This window comes from Pseudomonas sp. A6 (assembly GCF_052367875.1).
In the GTDB taxonomy this organism is placed as follows: domain Bacteria; phylum Pseudomonadota; class Gammaproteobacteria; order Pseudomonadales; family Pseudomonadaceae; genus Pseudomonas; species Pseudomonas citronellolis.
In genome coordinates this window covers 7,002,731-7,019,094 of record NZ_CP198970.1, presented here as the reverse complement: position 1 = coordinate 7,019,094, position 16,364 = coordinate 7,002,731, and the positions used below count along the sequence as shown (strand labels likewise).

The 16,364-nt window shown below is 64.0% G+C and carries 12 protein-coding genes and 1 pseudogene; 9 read left to right on the top strand and 4 right to left on the bottom strand.

Features of this window, described 5'->3' with window-relative positions; genetic code table 11:
• Positions 1-191 precede the first annotated feature (191 nt).
• Entirely contained in the window at positions 192-1,913 is a 1,722-nt protein-coding gene (locus ACTWJ5_RS30870; protein WP_444437156.1) for a putative bifunctional diguanylate cyclase/phosphodiesterase, read from the top strand.
• On the opposite strand, the pseudogene ACTWJ5_RS30865 reads toward ACTWJ5_RS30870, so the two are convergent.
• Positions 1,814-3,282, bottom strand: a pseudogene (locus ACTWJ5_RS30865) (NorM family multidrug efflux MATE transporter). The gene ACTWJ5_RS30870 and the pseudogene ACTWJ5_RS30865 sit on opposite strands and share 100 nt — an antisense overlap.
• Positions 3,283-3,419: 137 nt before the next feature.
• Between ACTWJ5_RS30865 and ACTWJ5_RS30860 the strand changes: the two are divergent.
• The 7 genes from ACTWJ5_RS30860 to ACTWJ5_RS30830 all read left to right on the top strand — a co-directional run bounded on the left by ACTWJ5_RS30860 (position 3,420) and on the right by ACTWJ5_RS30830 (position 11,703).
• Entirely contained in the window at positions 3,420-4,340 is a 921-nt protein-coding gene (locus ACTWJ5_RS30860) for a LysR substrate-binding domain-containing protein (RefSeq protein WP_253392449.1), read from the top strand.
• 179 nt (positions 4,341-4,519) lie between these two features.
• Positions 4,520-5,572, top strand: a complete 1,053-nt coding sequence (locus tag ACTWJ5_RS30855; RefSeq protein WP_444437155.1) for a haloacid dehalogenase-like hydrolase — start codon at positions 4,520-4,522, stop codon at positions 5,570-5,572.
• Between the two features lie 207 nt (positions 5,573-5,779).
• A complete protein-coding gene (locus ACTWJ5_RS30850; protein ID WP_058488046.1) occupies positions 5,780-6,832 on the top strand; it encodes a hypothetical protein in 1,053 nt (350 codons plus the stop codon).
• A gap of 174 nt (positions 6,833-7,006) precedes the next feature.
• Positions 7,007-8,473 (top strand): hypothetical protein, encoded by a 1,467-nt coding sequence (locus tag ACTWJ5_RS30845; RefSeq protein ID WP_253392440.1) that lies wholly within the window; start codon positions 7,007-7,009, stop codon positions 8,471-8,473.
• A 22-nt stretch (positions 8,474-8,495) separates the two neighbouring features.
• Positions 8,496-9,446 (top strand): RHS repeat domain-containing protein, encoded by a 951-nt coding sequence (locus ACTWJ5_RS30840; protein WP_444437154.1) that lies wholly within the window; start codon positions 8,496-8,498, stop codon positions 9,444-9,446.
• 595 nt (positions 9,447-10,041) lie between these two features.
• Entirely contained in the window at positions 10,042-10,344 is a 303-nt protein-coding gene (locus tag ACTWJ5_RS30835; protein WP_253392437.1) for a hypothetical protein, read from the top strand.
• A 183-nt stretch (positions 10,345-10,527) separates the two neighbouring features.
• Positions 10,528-11,703 carry an acyltransferase family protein gene (locus ACTWJ5_RS30830; RefSeq protein WP_444437153.1) on the top strand — a complete coding sequence of 392 codons (1,176 nt, stop codon included), beginning with the start codon at positions 10,528-10,530 and terminating at the stop codon, positions 11,701-11,703.
• A gap of 25 nt (positions 11,704-11,728) precedes the next feature.
• Here ACTWJ5_RS30830 and ACTWJ5_RS30825 read toward each other — a convergent pair whose 3' ends face one another.
• Positions 11,729-12,541: a prolipoprotein diacylglyceryl transferase family protein gene (locus tag ACTWJ5_RS30825; RefSeq protein WP_444437152.1), complete on the bottom strand. Its 813-nt coding sequence runs from the start codon at positions 12,539-12,541 to the stop codon at positions 11,729-11,731.
• A gap of 335 nt (positions 12,542-12,876) precedes the next feature.
• Positions 12,877-14,328 (bottom strand): aminotransferase-like domain-containing protein, encoded by a 1,452-nt coding sequence (locus ACTWJ5_RS30820; RefSeq protein WP_444437151.1) that lies wholly within the window; start codon positions 14,326-14,328, stop codon positions 12,877-12,879.
• A gap of 174 nt (positions 14,329-14,502) precedes the next feature.
• On the opposite strand from ACTWJ5_RS30820, the gene ACTWJ5_RS30815 reads away from it, so the two are divergent.
• On the top strand, positions 14,503-14,733 hold the full coding sequence (locus ACTWJ5_RS30815) for a DUF1127 domain-containing protein (RefSeq protein ID WP_058488049.1): 231 nt from the start codon (positions 14,503-14,505) through the stop codon (positions 14,731-14,733).
• Positions 14,734-14,736: 3 nt separating this feature from the next.
• Here ACTWJ5_RS30815 and ACTWJ5_RS30810 read toward each other — a convergent pair whose 3' ends face one another.
• The gene (locus tag ACTWJ5_RS30810) at positions 14,737-16,197 is read right to left on the bottom strand and encodes a YifB family Mg chelatase-like AAA ATPase (protein WP_444437150.1); all 1,461 of its coding nucleotides are present in this window, start codon (positions 16,195-16,197) and stop codon (positions 14,737-14,739) included.
• Positions 16,198-16,364 lie beyond the last annotated feature (167 nt).

The following is a 16,364-nucleotide window of genomic DNA, read 5'->3' as shown; positions in this document are numbered from 1 at the left end:
ACCAGCCCCGCCCGGGGCTGCGGAAAAACGGCGATCTGTGACGCCGTCGCGCTTCGCCGTTTTGGATAAATTCATACTTGTATTAGGCTTGTGGCTGCATTAGTTGAAGAAAACTCTGAAGAGTTTCCTTGGTTCCGCTCCGACAGACGGCATCGTCCGGGCGCTGGAACGCCAATCCGGATGGCCGGGGCATGGGATGGCGCCCGGGGCATTCCTTTTCTTTTCATGGGGGTCGCTTGGCTGCGTCGGTCGAGTCCACGCGCCTGCTCCTGCTGGCTGAAACGCCACAGTGGGCCCAGCTGCTGCGCGAGCATCTCGCCGCGCTGGGCAACGCTTATTCGCTGATCACCGCGCCTTCCTGGGAGTCCGCCCGCAGCCTGTTCGACGAGGACGAGGTCGGCCTGGTGCTGGCTACCCCGGGCCGGCTGCCGTCGCGGGACAACTGCCGGCTGCCGATCATCCTGCTGCTGGAGCACGAGCCCGCGCAGACGCCCGCCGGCGTGGCCGACTGGCTGACGCCGCAGCTGAGCAGCGAGGTGCTGCGCCGTTCCCTGCGCTACGCCCGCGAGCGCAGCGGCCTGGAAGCCACCCTGCAGCGCCTGGCCGAGCAGGACCCGCTGACCGGCATCGCCAACCGCCAGGGCTTCCAGACCCTGCTGGCCGCGCAGCTGGAGGAGTTCCAGGGCCGCGGCCTGGCCCTCGGCCACCTCGACCTGGACAACTTCCGCCACGTCAACGACGCTCTCGGCCACCAGGCCGGCGACCGCCTGATCCTGCAGGTGGTGGCGCGCCTGCGCTCGCACCTGGAGCACGGCGACCGCCTGGCGCGCCTGGGCAGCGACGAGTTCGCCCTGCTGCTGGACACCCGCCGCGACCCACGGCGCGCCGAGCGCCTGGCCGAGCGCATCGTCGAAGTGCTGGGCGAGCCCTACTGGGTGGAGGGCGAGAGCCTGCTGCTGGGCTGCAGCCTGGGCCTGGCCCATGCCCGCTCCGGCGATAGCGCCGACGCCCTGATGTGGCACGCGCACATCGCCATGCAGCAGGCCAAGATGCGCCAGGGCTGCACCTTCCACCTCTTCGACGAGCGCATCAACCGCGGCGCGCGCAGCCTGGCCGAACTGGAAAGCGAACTGCGCCGGGCCCTGCGCCGCGACGAACTGGAACTGCACTACCAGCCGCGCCTGGACCTGGAGAGCGACACCATCGTCGGCCTCGAGGCCCTGGTGCGCTGGCGCCACCCCAGCCGCGGGCTGCTCACCCCGGGGGACTTCGTGCCCCTGGCCGAGGAGAGCGGGCTGATCGTGCCGCTGGGCTACTGGGTGATCGCCCGCGCCCTGCGCGACATGCAGTGGCTGCTCGGGCGCGGCCTGCCGCCGCTGCACATGGCCATCAACCTGTCGTTCCGCCAGTTCCAGGACAGCCAACTGCTGCCCACGCTGCAACGGCTGATCGCCGAGCGCGGCGTGGATGCACGCTGGCTGGAATTCGAACTCACCGAAACCGCCGTGATGCGCCGCAGCGAGCAGGTCCTGCAGACCATGCAGACGCTGGGGCAACTGGGCGTGCGCTTCTCCCTGGACGACTTCGGCACCGGCTTCTCCTCCTTCGTCCACCTCAACAGCCTGCCGATCACCCTGCTGAAGATCGACAAGAGCTTCGTCGGCGGCATGTCCGAGCGCGCCGAGAACCGCCAATTGGTGCGGGCCATGATCAACCTGGCGCACAACCTCAACCTGGAGGTGGTCGCCGAGGGCGTGGAAAGCGCCGACCAGCGCCAGTTGCTGCGCCAGTTCGGCTGCGACCAGGTGCAGGGCTACTGGATCAGCCGCCCGCTGCCGTTGCCCGAGCTGGCGCGCTTCCTGGTGTTCGGCGCCGGACGCGCGCTCAGGCAGCAGGACCCGGTCGGCAACTGAAGCCCGGTTCCGCCATCGGCTGCAGCAGCCGCGCGGTGCGTGCCTCGAAGGCCAGGCACAGGCCCAGCGCGGTACACGCCAGCCCCGCCGCCAACCCCCACCAGACGCCGTGCGGGCCCCAGCCGAAGGGGAAGGCCAGCAGCCAGGCCAGCGGCACGCCCGCCAGCCAGTAGCCGGCCAGGCCCACCAGGAAGGTGATGCGGGCATCCTTGAGGCCGCGGATGGCGCCCATGGCGATGCTCTGCAGGCCGTCGAACAGCTCGAACCAGGCGGCGATCGCCAGCAGGCTCACGGCCAGTTGCACCACCGCCTGGTTGGCCGGTTGCTCGAGATCGAGGAACAGGCCGATGACCTGGCGCGGCGCCAGCCAGAACAGCAGGGCGAAGGCGAACATGCACAGCGCGCCGAAGCCGATGCCCACCCGCCCGGCGCGGCGCGCCTCGAGCAGGCGCCCGGCGCCGTAGTGCTGGCCGATGCGGAAGGTCACCGCGTAGGAAATCCCCACCGGCACCATGAAGGCCAGGTACACCGACTGGATGGCGATCTGGTGCGCGGCCAGCGCGGTGGCGCCGATCGCCCCCATGCACAGAGTGGCCACGGTGAACATGCCCGATTCCACCGCGTAGGTGCCGCCGATCGGCAGGCCCAGGCGCAGCGTCTCGGCGATCTCCCGGCGCTGCGGCCGGCCCAGGCCGCGCAGCAGCGGGTAGCCGGCATAGGCCGGGTGCCAGCGCAGGTACAGCGCGAGGATCAGCGGCAGCAGGTTCATGACGATGGCGGTGACCAGGCCGATGCCGGCCAGGCCCAGGCGCGGCAGGCCGAACCAGCCGTCGAGGAAGGCGTAGTTCAGGCCCAGGTTGGCCAGCGCGCCGAGCACGCTGATGGCCATCACCGGGCCGGGCCGCTCGATGGCGCTGGTGAAACCGCGCAGCACCATGAAGGCCAGGTAGCCGGGCAGGGCGAAGAGAATGCTGTGCAGAAAACTCATGGTGCCGTGCACCGTCGCCGGCGCCTGGCCGAGCGCCAGCAGCAGCGCCTCCAGGTTCCACAGCAGGGCGCCGGCGAGCAGCGCCAGGCCCAGGCCGACCCACAGCCCCGCCTGGGTGGCGGCGGCCGCGCCGGCGCTGTCGCGCGCGCCATGCCGGATCGCCACCAGGTTGCCGGTGGCCGCCACCACGCCGCTGCACACGGTGGAGACGAACGCATAGGTGGAGGCGCCCAGGCCCCCGGCGGCCAGGGCGTCGGGGCCGAGCTTGCCCATCATCAGGGTGTCGGTGAAGACCATGGCGACATAGGCCAGCTGGGCGGCGATCAGCGGCCCGGCCAGGCGCAGGATGGCCTGCAGTTCGGTGCGGTAGGGCGTGGGCATGACATGAGTCTGGTTTGGGCGGCGCCTGGCGCCTCCCGGATTGATCGATTCGCCCATTCTGGTGGGGCGTGGGGCCTTCCCACAAAAGGAAAAAAGCGATGCAATACATGAGTCAAACTCATGACTGAAGGCCCGCCATGCCCCGTCGCCTGCCCCCGCTCTATGCCCTGCGCGCCTTCGAGGCGGCCGCCCGGCACGCCTCCTTCACCCGCGCCGCCGAGGAGCTGGCCATCACCCAGAGCGCGGTGAGCCGCCACGTGCGCACCCTGGAGGAGCATTTCGACTGCCAGCTGTTCCAGCGCCAGGGCCGCCAGCTGCGCCTGACCGAGCCGGCGCGCCTGCTGCTGCCAGGCCTGCGCGACGGCTTCGACGCCCTGGAGCGCGCCTGCGCCAGCCTGCACAGCGACGAGGACGTGCTGCGCCTGAAGGCGCCCTCGACCCTGACCATGCGCTGGCTGCTGCCGCGCCTGAGCATCTTCCGCATGGCCAACAGCGATATCGAGGTGCAACTGACCAGCGCCTGGATGGACGTCGACGAGGTGGACTTCGCCCGCGAGCCCTTCGACTGCGCGGTGCTGCTCAGCGCCGGGCGCTTCCCGGCGGAATGGGAGAGCTGCCTGCTGTTCCCCGAGTGGCTGATCCCGGTCGGCGCCCCGCAACTGCTGGACGATGGCCCCTGGGACGTCGAGCGGCTGGCCGCCGCGGAGCTGCTGCACCCCACGCCGGACCGCCGCGACTGGCGCCGCTGGCTGCAGCGCGTGGGCCTGGAGGAGCAGGTGTCGCTCAAGGGCGGCCAGGTGTTCGACACCCTGGAGCTGGGCATAGTCGCGGCCACCCGCGGCTACGGCCTGTCCATCGGCGACCTGGTGATGGTCGCCGAGGATGCCGCCGCCGGCCGCCTGGCCCTGCCCTGGCCCAGCGCGGTAGCCAGCGGCGAGAGCTATTACCTGGTCTGGCCCAAGGCGCGGCGACAGCAGGAGCGCCTGCGTCGTCTGAGGGATTTTCTTCTGGCCGAAGTCAGCGCAATGCGACTGCCGCAGGTTGAAATGCTGGAGTAGCTTGTAGGGCGTTTCAGCGGCCCCTGCGGCCGGAATGCGCATGCGACGCCCGACCGCCTGTCTGGTCCTTTTCCCCCTTGCTACGGTCGTGGCGGAGGGGAAAACGCCCGGCCATCAATGATGGGCCAAAGCCCATGTCGCCGGGCCTTCCCCGCCATTCGCAACCGGGGGAACATTCGATGAAAACCTATGGACTACTGTTCGGCATCCTGCTGCTCGGCGGCCTGGCCAACGACGCCGTGGCCGCCACCGAGCTCAAGCACTGGCCGGAGCCCGCGGCGAAGCGGCTCGACGCGTTGATCGCGGCCAACGCCAACAAGGGCGCCTATGCCGTCTTCGACATGGACAACACCAGCTACCGCTACGACGTCGCCGAGGCGTTGCTGCCGTACCTGGAGAACGAGGGCGTGCTGACCCGCGACAAGCTCGACCCTTCCCTGAAACTGATTCCCTTCAAGGACCTCAAGGACAAGAAGGAAAGCCTCAACAGCTATTACACGCGGCTCTGCGAATTCGATCACCGCGTCTGCTACCCCTGGGCCGCCCAGGCGCTTTCCGGCCTGACCCTGCGCGAACTCAAGGGCCACCTCGACGCCATGATGGCGAGCGGCAAGCCGGTCAAGAGCGACTACTACGACGGCGACACCCTGAGCACCGTGGAGGTGCAGCCGCCGCAGCTGTTCACCGGCCAGCAGGAACTGTTCAAGCGGATGATGGAGCACGGCATCGAGGTCTACATCCTCACCGCCTCCCACGAGGAACTGGTGCGCATGGTCGCCAGCGACCCGAAGTACGGCTACAACGTCAAGCCGGAGAACGTCATCGGCGTCAGCACCCTGTTGAAGGATCGCAAGACCGGCGCGGTGACCACCGCGCGCCGGCAGATCACCGAAGGCAAGTACGATCCCGAGGCCAACCTGGACTTGGAGTTCACCCCCTACCTGTGGACCCCGGGCACCTGGATGGCCGGCAAGACGGCGGCCATCCAGACCTACATCGACCCATGGAAGAAGCCCATCCTGGTCGGCGGCGACTCGCCCAGCAATGACGGCCACATGCTGTTCCACAGCACGGCGGACGACGGCATGCGCCTGTGGGTGAACCGCAAGGCCAAGTACATGGACCAACTCGAAGGCATGATTGAGCAGAACGCCGAGGCTCAGGCCAGGCTCGGCCAGCCGGTGCGCGTCGACAAGAACTGGCTGGTGGTCACGCCCGAGGAGATTCTCTGAGCCAGCGGCGGGCGGCGCCCCCTGCGCTGCCCGCCGCTTCCAGGCATGCCCTGTCGCTCCTGGCCAAGTCCTGGCGCGCAGGCAACGCCCGAGGTCGCGTTCATCGCAGGACTGCAACACGGCTTTGCTAGGGTGAATGCTGGACTAGTCCAGGGAACGGCCCGCGCCGGGTCCTTCCACCCACAAGACCACCTCGGGGGAAACCAGATGAAACCCATGCGCACCCTGCTCGCCGCGCTGCTGCTCGGCGGCCTGGCCAGCAGCGTCTTCGCCGCCACCGAACTCAAGCACTGGCCGGAACCGGCCGCCAAGCAGTTGGACGCCCTGATCGCGGCCAACGCCAACAAGGGCGCCTTCGCGGTCTTCGACATGGACAACACCAGCTACCGCTACGACCTGGAGGAGTCGCTGCTGCCCTTCCTGGAAATGAAAGGCGTGCTGACCCGCGAGAAGCTGGACCCGTCGCTGAAGCTGATCCCCTTCAAGGACGTGGGCGGCCACAAGGAAAGCCTGAACAGCTACTACTACCGCCTCTGCGAGGTCGACGACCTGGTCTGCTACCCCTGGGTCGCCCAGGTGTTCTCCGGCTTCACCCTCAAGGAACTCAAGGGCTACGTCGACGAGCTGATGGCCTATGGCAAGCCGATCCCCAGCACCTACTACGAGGGTGACGCGGTCAAGACCATCGAGATCAACCCGCCGAAGGTCTTCACCGGCCAGCAGGAGCTGTACAACAAGCTGATGGAGAACGGCATCGAGGTCTACGTGATGACCGCCGCCCACGAGGAACTGGTGCGCATGGTCGCCAGCGATCCGAAGTACGGCTACAACGTGAAGCCGCAGAACGTCATCGGCGTCACCACCCTGCTCAAGGACCGCAAGACCGGCGCGCTGACCACCGCGCGCAAGCAGATCGGCGAGGGCAAATACGATCCCAAGGCCAATATGGACCTGGAGATCACCCCCTACCTGTGGACCCCGGCGACCTGGATGGCCGGCAAGCAGGCCGCCATCCTCACCTACATCGACCAGTGGAAGCGCCCCATCCTGGTCGGCGGCGACACCCCCAGCAGCGACGGCTACATGCTGTTCAACGGCACCGCCGAGAACGGCGTCCACCTGTGGATAAACCGCAAGGCCAAGTACATGGACCAGCTCGACGGCATGATCAAGAAGAACGCCGAGGCCCAGGCCAAGCTGGGGCAGCCGGTCACCGCGGACAAGAACTGGGTGATAGTGACGCCGGAGCAGATCCAGTGATCGACCGGATACCGGCCTGCCGGGTGCGCACTTGAAGTTCCTAAGGGTAATCCGTTCGTTGTTGCGGATTTGTCCGATCCATAACGTGGGAATTTCTTCGGAGCACTGCTTGTAGCTTCGCCTGAATGAGACCGGGCGGGTCGTCCGCCCGGTCTGCACTTCAGGAGAAAGCCCATGTTCGCCGGTTCACCAGCCGTTCGTGCCCTGGCCATGGCCGCCATGCTCGGGCCGATCGGCTCTCTGGCTGCCAGCGAGGATTTCAACGCAGCGGCAGTCGGCTCGTATCAGGAGCCCGGCTTCAACAGCAACCGGCAGTTCGCCGACGGCGAGCAGGTGGACAGCATCGACCCCTTCAGCGGGGCGCTGAAGATAGTGACCAGGGACCTGCTCATTCCAGGCAACGGCGGCCTGGATGTCGAGGTGCTGCGCAACTACCAGAGCGTTACCAATCCAGTGGGGCCCTACAGCAACGGCCATATCGAGAGGACGCCGTTCGGTACGGGATGGGACCTGCACTTCGGGCGCCTGTGGGTTTCGGATACCTACAATCGCCTTGTCCAGGCCGACAACAATCGCGGCTGCCAGATCGGGCAGGCGGCCTCCAATCTCAATCCGATACTCGAACTACCCGATGGCTCACGCCACGTCCTGGCCAATGGCGATGGCAGCGATCACGCGTTCATCAGCAAGGCGCGCTGGATCGGTCGCTGCCTTCCCATCAAGCAGAACAAGGGAGATGGTGGCCTGATGGTGTTCTCTCCCGATGGCCGCAAATACGTCTTCGATCTCCTTGGTACTGTCTCGCCTGACAAGCAACTGCGCAGCTACTTCGTCACGCGTATCGAAGATGCCGACGGAAACGCTCTCGACTTCAGCTACAACGTTTCGAAGTCCAACAGGCTGGCCCGGCATCACCTGCTCAAGCGCATCACGGCGACGGATGGGCGCGTAGTCGACTTCAGCTATCACGATGAGAATGGCCCGAGAGCCGTGCTGATGGGCGTTTCCGCCAACGGCGTCAGCATCGGTTATGGCTATGCCGATGCCAACTGGAAGGTCGGGGCCAAGCCCCACTACCTGACCAGCGTGAATTACCCCGACGGCACGCGTTGGACGTACGCCTACAACAACGCGAACTCGTTGGTGGGTACCGTGCCCGGCCGTTTCTCGATGACCGGCATGACCAGCCCGCTTAGCCTGCGTGTCGGCTATGAGTACGGCTTTCAGCAGATGGGCGTCGATCCTGCGGAAAAGCTCAATGTCATACAGCGTCGGATTCTCTCCAATATCCTCGGAGTACAGCCCCGTGACCTGGCCTGGGAGTACCAGTACATCAAGGGCTTCGCTCCCAGGAACGACCAGACCCTCGAGCGGGGGCCACTGCAGTGCATTACCTATGAACACATAGGCACCAATACCATCGCCAACGGCACCCAGGTGTTCTCCTTGTATGGCCAGGAGGGGCGCCTGCTGCGCGAGGACTTCCCCGCCGACGGCGGGTTCGTCGAGCACGTCTACCTGGCAGGTGAGCGCATCGCCTCCCGCATGCAATGCGAGTTCGTAGACGACAACGCCAATGGCGTCTCCAACTGCAAGGAAAAGCGCTACCCGGTGAATGGTCGCCAGAGCACCGTTTTCTGACTACCGGCCAGGGAGAAAGATCATGCACCAATGGATGAAGCTGGCCAGCCTTTGCCTGCTGCTGCTCTGTGGAATGGCCAACGGCAGCGAGGTCTTCGTCACCTACTACCACAACGACCATCTGGGCTCGCCGGTGGCTGCCACCGACGAGACCGGAAATCTGCTCTGGCGCGAGCATTACCGGCCCTATGGCGAACGCCAGGACCGCCCCGGCTACCAAGGCTACGGGACGCTCGGTTTCACCGGCCATGCGCAGAGCCAGGACAGCGGCCTGGTTTACGCCGGAGCCCGTTATTACGACCCGTTGATTGGGCGATTCCTGTCGGTGGATCCGAAGGAGGCCAGTGAAGATGAGCCGGGAAGGCTGAACCGCTACGCCTATGTGCTCAACAATCCCTATAAATATATTGATCCTGATGGGCAATGGGCACATATCGCGGGAGGTGCGTTGGCTGGAGGGTTTGGTGGGGCTACCACTGGATATGCAGCTAAAGGGTGGGGCGGAGTTATTAAAGGGGCTGCCGTAGGAGCTGTAGCGGGGGCGGTAATTTCAGCAGCATTTCAACCGCTTCATTCTTATGCAGCAGGAAGTGCGGTCGCTAGTACGGGATTAACTGTTGTAAGTAACGGTGCTGCTAATGTAGTTGGTCAAATTGCTAATAATGGAATCGATGGCCGAGAATACTTTGACGATTTTAGTGGGGCGTCTATGGTTGGCGCATCTTTAGGTGGAGCTGTTGGGGGGCTAAGCGCCAAAGGAGTAAGTACATTCGGGCCTCAAATAGCACCTAGAGTAATTGGCTCGAAACTCTCTCAAAACACGAAGCCAATTGCTTTAGGGAGCTTGGGGGCTCAAGCTGCTATTGAAGGCACAGCATCTGCCTTGGGTGAATTAGGAGGGAAGAGTGAAAATTGGACCTCTCCGCTGAAAATTCCATCGGGACCTAAGCTCGCAAGAGAACAAGGGAAATGATTTCTCGTAAATTTATCCTGTGGCTGTGTTTACTTTCAGCTCTTACGTGTTTTTTGAACTCTCTACTTGTTCTTATGGGAGGGGTGGTTTATTTGTTTTCTCCTGCTTGGGAAGATGTGATAAATGACTGCTCTGGCCTTGTTGTATGGCCACTATTGTGTGCGGGATTGATATTTGTTTTCCTGGCTTTTCAGATTAAATGTTTAAATTGCAGAAGTCGATTAATCGCTATCGAAAGTGGGCGCCCGTGGCGCCATAACTGGATGAGTGCTCTATATAAAACTCTGCGGAAGCAACCTCTCATCTGCGGCGAGTGTGGATATGAGAATTACTTCAATAGAGGCTAATCAAGTGGCTAATGGTCTAGTGCCTGGGGGCTTGTTTCTAGAAGAGTATATTGATCAATACGTAATGGACTACAGATTTGCGGTTTGGCAATAGCCAGATTTTTTCGATGTCTCCTGAATGTGCTGGGTGCCGGCTTGGCGGTCCATAGCATCTATTCCGAGTACCGTAGGGGGGGGACGTCGTGCAGGTTATAGATAAAGTTGGAGTAGATGTCCATATTCACATCATGCCTGCGAGGCCATGAATCGTGATTGCTATTGATAATTCAGTTTTGACGGCCCGTTTGAATATTCAAAGAGCCCTTCTGGGTGAGGTGTCAGCAAGAGTTCGTGCGATAACATTTTCAATGTCTGAATCATCTTTGGATATAAGGCTCTATTTTGATGGCCCTATAAGCGAAGATGATATTGAGCATGCCTCTTGTGCCGAGTCTGAGGTCATGGCCGATTATGACGAGCGCTATCGGGTCTCGGTACATTGCATTAGATTGGACGTGCCAATCACTATTGGTGATGATGGCGTATGGGTATTTATGCGGCGTGAAGACTAACTAGTTGCAGTAAGCCGGAGTCGAAGTTTTCCTAGGGCTGCTTCTGAATATTTTGGCGTCATACTAAATATAGGGGTAAGCATCAGCTAAAACCCAATGACCGGGATCCGGTTAAATAGCTGAAAGAGTTTGGCGTTTTTGGTTGGCTGGTGTGAAATGAACTAGCATAATAGGATTTACGGTTTGGTAGAAAGAGATAGCTCTCTCCAGTCATTCGACTATCTGCTAATTCTGCGAGGGGTTTGCGCCTTTGCCGTGGTGTTGAGACATTATCCGTTTGAGTTCTATACGGCTCTTGGTACCTCCCGCCTGGAGTGGCTGTTGAGACCCTTCGGCTACATACCGGTCCTTGTTTTTTTCTGTTTGAGTGGGTTTCTGATTACCCAGAATTTTATACTCGGTCGTTATGAGTCGGGTTCTATTTTAAGTGTTTGGGGGTACTACAGAAATAGAGCGTTGAGAGTGTTGCCGTTGTACTATTTTTCTATTCTCGCCTGTGTCTTGATCTATTGGCCAGAGTCATTCTATCGCTGGGGTGAGGTTCTGGCTTTGTTTGGGTTCGTTGGTGCATATAAGATCGATGGTGGCATAATTTTCAATCATGTTTACTGGAGCCTTCCTGTCGAGGTGGCTTTCTTCGTCCTGGCGCCAGTCTTGTTCCTTTTCATGCGTTGGCTCTGCTTGAGCCTTGGTGTACTTGGAGCTTTGCTCTTCATTATTCTTGTATATTTTATATACAGCGCAATTGTATTCTGGGATATTCCTTATGACGATGGCTTTGTAATGAGTCGCGTGATATGGAACCGACTGGCTCACCATGATGTGATTTACAATTTTGAAGTGTTTCTTCTGGGCGGAATTGCGGCCTTTTATGTCAATGGTCAATCTCGGATAGGTATTGTGCGTAGCCAGTTGTTTTTCAAGGTTTCACTGGCATCGTTGATTCTGCTGATGTTCGCGAGAACTGGAGTTGTAGGAGATACTCTGTTTCAGAAAGGCAAGGTTGATGCCTTCACTCTCTACCTTCTCTTGCCATTGCTTGGACTCTGGTTCCTGGGTTTTACGATGCTTTACGCCAAGCCGCAGCTTATCCGTGTGTCGCGGATTGGTTTGTTTTTCCGACGGGCTCTTGAGGCACTGGGGCATTGGTCATATGGAATTTATCTCTTTCATATGCCTGTTCTCTCCGTCGTCGAGAAATTCGACATCCTGTCCGGTAACGTATATCAGAACTCTGTCGTGAGTTTTCTGGCATTGATTTGCGTAATTGTCTTTTCAGCGATGACTTATCGCTTAATAGAAAAACCTGTAATGAGATTCAGGATGCGCTCTGGTCATTTGGCATCGAGTGCGGCATGAGTTTGCTCGGTCATCACGTCCTAGCTCAGCGCCGGGGCTCGGCCAGCTGCCGCAGGCCGCGCTCCAGGCTGGCGGCGGACAGCTCGCCCATGTGGCTGTGGCGCAGGCGGCCGTCGGCGGCGTAGAAGAAGGTGGTCGGCATGCCGTAGGCGCCGGTGGCCTGGCCGAGCTGGTTGCCGAGGTCGAGCAGGACTTCCCTGGGCTTCAGGTTCTGGCTGGCGAGGAAGCTGGTGATGGCTTCGGCCGGTTCTCCCTGGTTGACCAGCACGAAGCGCACGTCCGGACGCGCCTGCTGGGCGGCTGCCAGTACCGGCATCTCGCGCCGGCAGGGCGGGCACCAGGTGGCCCAGAGGTTGACCACCAACGGGCGGCCGTCCAGTTGGCCGAGGCTCACCGGGCGGCCCTGCAGGTCGCTCAGCGCCAGGGCCGGCAGTTGCTGGCCGCGGTCCAGGGCGGAGACCACCGTCTTGCCGCCACCCCAGACGCAGAGGCCGCTCACCAGGGCGATGGCCAGCGGCCGGCGCAGGCTGTTGCGGCGCCAGACCAGCCAGGTGCCGAGCAGGGCCGCGGCGAGGACGCCTGGCCAGGCGAGGAAGCCGCCGTCGCGGATGTCCAGCACGCTCCAGGGTGCCGCCGCGTATTGCCCGGCGTAACGCGCGACGAAGGCCAGGCGCGCCACCAGCAGGCCGGCCAGGAGCATGGCGAACAGCGCCCCCTCGGGGTTGCCGCCACGCCTGCGCCCGGCCAGCCAGCCGCCCAGCAGCGCGGCGAGGAAGCCCAGGTAGAGCAGGGCCTGGGGCATGGGAATGGCGAGCGGGCCGAGGATCAGGCTGGTCATGACGGTCTCCGGGAGGCAGGCCGCGAGTATCGCAGCCCCGTGCCGGTGGGCGGGAGGTGTGCTGTGGATAAATGTTTCGATTGTGCCTTGTCGCCCGGCACGGTATTTCCCTGTAGGAGCGCGCCCTGCGCGCGAATCGCGGGCAGGGCCCGCTCCTACAAAGCGCCGGAGAAACACCGTCGTAGGATGGGTTGAGCGAAGCGATACCCATCACCGCGGCAGCATGGGTTTCGCAGGCTCAACCCATCCTACGAAGAGCACCTTGGTGCAGCCGGCAAGACAGCCACTCCTACGACCGTGCCTCCCCAACACCGTTGCCCAGGCGCTATGCCCCTTCACGCCAGAGCGACATCCTCCCCGGCCTCGGCGTGCAGTTCCTCCACCAGCCGCGTGGCGCAGGCGCCGACCTTGCGCACGGCTTCTTCGATACGTGGCAGGTCGCGGTTGGAGTAGTTCATGCGCAGGCAATTGCGGTACTTGCCGGCGGCCGAGAAGATGCTGCCGGCCGCCACCTGCACGCGCTCGGCCTGCAGTTCGCGGTTCAGCCGCACGCTGTCGAACTGCGGGTGCAGTTCCACCCAGAGCATGAAGCCGCCCTGTGGCCGGGTGGCGCGGGTGCCTTCGGGGAAGTAGCGGGCGATCCAGTCGGTCATCAGGTCGCGGTGGCGCTGGTACTGGGCGCGCATGCGGCGGATGTGCGGCTCGTAGTGGCCGCCGCCGACGAATTCGGCCAGGGCCATCTGCGGCTGCGGTGCGCAGGTGCCGCTGGCGATGTACTTGAGGTGGAGGATGCGGTCCAGGTAGCGCCCCGGCACCACCCAGCCGGTGCGCAGGCCCGGCGCCACGGTCTTGGAGAAGGAGCTGGCCAGCAGCACGCGGTCGTCGCTGTCGAAGGACTTGATGCTGCGCGGCCGCGGGTAGGCATAGGCCAGCTCGCCGTAGACGTCGTCTTCCAGGATGGGCACGTCATAGCGCTGGGCCAGGCTGAGCAGGGCGCGCTTGCGCGCGTCGGGCATGATGTAGCCCAGCGGGTTGTTGCAGTTGGGGGTGAGCAGGATCAGCTTCACCGGCCATTGCTCCATGGCCAGTTCCAGGGCCTCCAGGCTCACCCCGTTGGTCGGGTCGGTGGGGATTTCCAGGGCCTTCAGGCCTTGGGCCTTGAGCGTCTGCATGGCGCCGTGGAAGCTCGGCGAATCGATGGCGACGATGTCGCCCGGCTGGCAGATGGCGCGCAGGGTGATGGCCAGGGCCTCCTGGCAGCCGGTGGTGATGATCGTTTCGCTGGGCGGCACCTGGCAGCCGGAATCCAGCATCAGCCGGGAAATCTGTTCGCGCAGCGCCAGCGAGCCTTGCAGGCCTTCGTAGCCCAGGGCCTGCAGGTCGGTGCGCCGCGCGGCGTTGGCCATGGCGCGCTGCAGCGGCTTGAGCGAGGGGCTGGCGATGTCCGGGGTGCCGCGGCCGAGCTGGACGAAGTCGCCGCCGGGGGCGTGACGCACCTGCTCCAGCACCTGGTCCCACTGCGACACGTCCACCGGCCGTTGCGCCGGCCGGGTCATCGCCGGCATGGCCGGCTGCGGGCGCCGTTCGGGGACGAAGAAGCCGGACTTGGGCCGCGGCTCGACCAGCCCGGCGTCCTCCAGCACCCGGTAGGCCTGTTGCACGGTGCTGATGCTGACGCCGTGCTCTTCGCTCAGTGAGCGCACCGAGGGCAGGCGGGCGCCGGGGCGGTACAGCCCCTGCTCGATGCGCTCGCCGAGGGTGGCGGCCAGTTGTGCGTAGCGTTTCATGACAGATGCCCCGTGCCGCATCGTGGCGGCAAAGACCAGTACAGATCGGGCAAAAATACGCCATTCAGTTGGTTTTTTCCGCTGTCTGTATGGAAAAAATTCCATTTCTTTGAATCTGTAATGCAGGCTGCCCTTTCGCCACTCTATCCACAGGCTTGGAGGAGGAGTGACGACATGAACGGCATGACAGACGTGCGCTTGACCCTGTACCAGCGCGAACTGCTCGGCATCGACGACGGCAGCCTGGCTCCGCGCGGCCCGGCGGAAAGCCGCTGGCGCCAGTTCTGGCGGCGGGTGCGCACGCGCAGGCAACTGCTGGAGCTCAGCGACGAGCAGCTGCGTGATATCGGCATTTCCCGCGAACAGGCGCGCATCGAGGCGCTGCGGCCGTTCTGGCGCTGCTGAGGCTCAGTGCCCGGCGCGGTATTGCAGTGCCTCGGCCAGGTGCGAGCGGGCGATGCGTTCGGCGCCTTCCAGGTCGGCCAGGGTGCGGGCGACCTTGAGGATGCGGTGCAGGGCGCGCAGGGACAGGTCCAGGCGCTCGCCGGCGGTTTCCAGCCAGGCCTGGTCCTGATCGTCCAGCGCACAATTATGGTGCATTGATTTGAGGTCGAGGACGGCGTTCGCGCAACCCTGCCGCGCCAGTTGCCGCTCGCGGGCGCTGGCCACCTGCGCGGCGACCTCGGCGCTGCCCAGGCTGTCGCCCTGGGGCACCAGGCGCGTGCTCTCGCGGCCCACGGTCAGGTGCAGGTCGATGCGGTCCAGCAGCGGGCCGGAGAGCTTGGCGCGGTAGCGCTGGATCTGCTCCGGGGTGCAACGGCAGCGGCCGCTGGGGTCGCCCAGGTAGCCGCAGGGGCACGGATTCATAGCCGCCACCAGTTGGAAGCGCGCCGGGAAGCGCACCCGGCCGTTGGCCCGGGCGATCACGATTTCTCCCCCTTCCAGGGGCTCGCGGAGGACTTCCAGGACCTTGCGGTCGAATTCCGGCAACTCGTCGAGGAACAGCACGCCTTCGTGGGCCAGGGTGATCTCCCCGGGTTGCGGCCGGCTGCCGCCGCCTACCAGCGCGGCAGCCGAGGCGCTGTGGTGCGGCTGGCGGAACGGGCGCTGCGGCCAGTGCGTCAGCGGCCCGCGCCCGGACACGGAGTGGATGGCCGCCACCTGCAATGCCTCGTCTTCACTCAGCGGCGGCAGCAGCCCCGGCAGGCGGCTGGCCAGCAGCGTCTTGCCGGTGCCCGGCGGGCCGCTCAGCAGCAGGTTGTGCGACCCGGCCGCGGCCTGGCCCTGGACCTCGGCGAGATCGGGGTAGGGCGGGGTTTCCCGCAGCAGGCCGCGGGCCTGGTAGGGCGCCAGGGGCGTCTGGCCGGTCAGGTGCGCGGCCAGCTCCAGCAGGTGGCCCACGGCGTAGACGGTCAGGCCGCCGGCCAGGCTTGCTTCCTCGGCATTCTCCTTCGGCACCACCAGGGCGCGGCCGGCGGCGCGTGCCGCCAGGGCGGCCGGTAGCACGCCCTGCACCGGGCGCAGGGCGCCGGACAGGGCCAGTTCACCGAGGCATTCGAGGCCGTCCAGGCTGGCGCCGGCCAACTGGCCGTTGGCGGCGAGCAGGCCCAGGGCGATGGCCAGGTCGAAGCGTCCGCCGTCCTTGGGCAGGTCGGCCGGGGCGAGGTTGAGGGTGATGCGCCGGGCGGGGAATTCGAAGCCGGAATTGAGGATGGCGCTGCGCACGCGGTCCTTGCTTTCCTTGACCGCGGTTTCCGGCAGGCCGACCAGGGTCAGCGACGGCAGGCCGTTGGCCAGGTGCGCCTCGACGGTGACACCGGGAGCCTCGACGCCGACCTGGGCGCGGCTGTGGACGATGGCCAGGGACATGGATGGGGGCAGCCTCTTCCCTCACAAACCGCCAGTCTAGGAGGTCAGGGAAGCCGGGACCATGCTGGAGGCCGCTGTAATGCTGCCGATGTCCTGTGGGAAGTTTCTTGTTGGCCCGGGTTGGTGAACACGAACGGGAAGAAAAGCGGGAGAGGAATCGCTCTCTC

Coding starts and splice junctions, on each gene's coding strand:
- ACTWJ5_RS30850 (WP_058488046.1), top strand. CDS start 5,780: ATGAAACCCATGCGCACCCTGCTCGCCGCGCTGCTGCTCGGCGGCCTG.
- ACTWJ5_RS30810 (WP_444437150.1), bottom strand. CDS start 16,197: ATGTCCCTGGCCATCGTCCACAGCCGCGCCCAGGTCGGCGTCGAGGCT.
- ACTWJ5_RS30820 (WP_444437151.1), bottom strand. CDS start 14,328: ATGAAACGCTACGCACAACTGGCCGCCACCCTCGGCGAGCGCATCGAG.
- ACTWJ5_RS30840 (WP_444437154.1), top strand. CDS start 8,496: ATGCACCAATGGATGAAGCTGGCCAGCCTTTGCCTGCTGCTGCTCTGT.
- ACTWJ5_RS30870 (WP_444437156.1), top strand. CDS start 192: ATGGGATGGCGCCCGGGGCATTCCTTTTCTTTTCATGGGGGTCGCTTG.
- ACTWJ5_RS30845 (WP_253392440.1), top strand. CDS start 7,007: ATGTTCGCCGGTTCACCAGCCGTTCGTGCCCTGGCCATGGCCGCCATG.
- ACTWJ5_RS30860 (WP_253392449.1), top strand. CDS start 3,420: ATGCCCCGTCGCCTGCCCCCGCTCTATGCCCTGCGCGCCTTCGAGGCG.
- ACTWJ5_RS30855 (WP_444437155.1), top strand. CDS start 4,520: ATGAAAACCTATGGACTACTGTTCGGCATCCTGCTGCTCGGCGGCCTG.
- ACTWJ5_RS30815 (WP_058488049.1), top strand. CDS start 14,503: ATGAACGGCATGACAGACGTGCGCTTGACCCTGTACCAGCGCGAACTG.
- ACTWJ5_RS30825 (WP_444437152.1), bottom strand. CDS start 12,541: ATGACCAGCCTGATCCTCGGCCCGCTCGCCATTCCCATGCCCCAGGCC.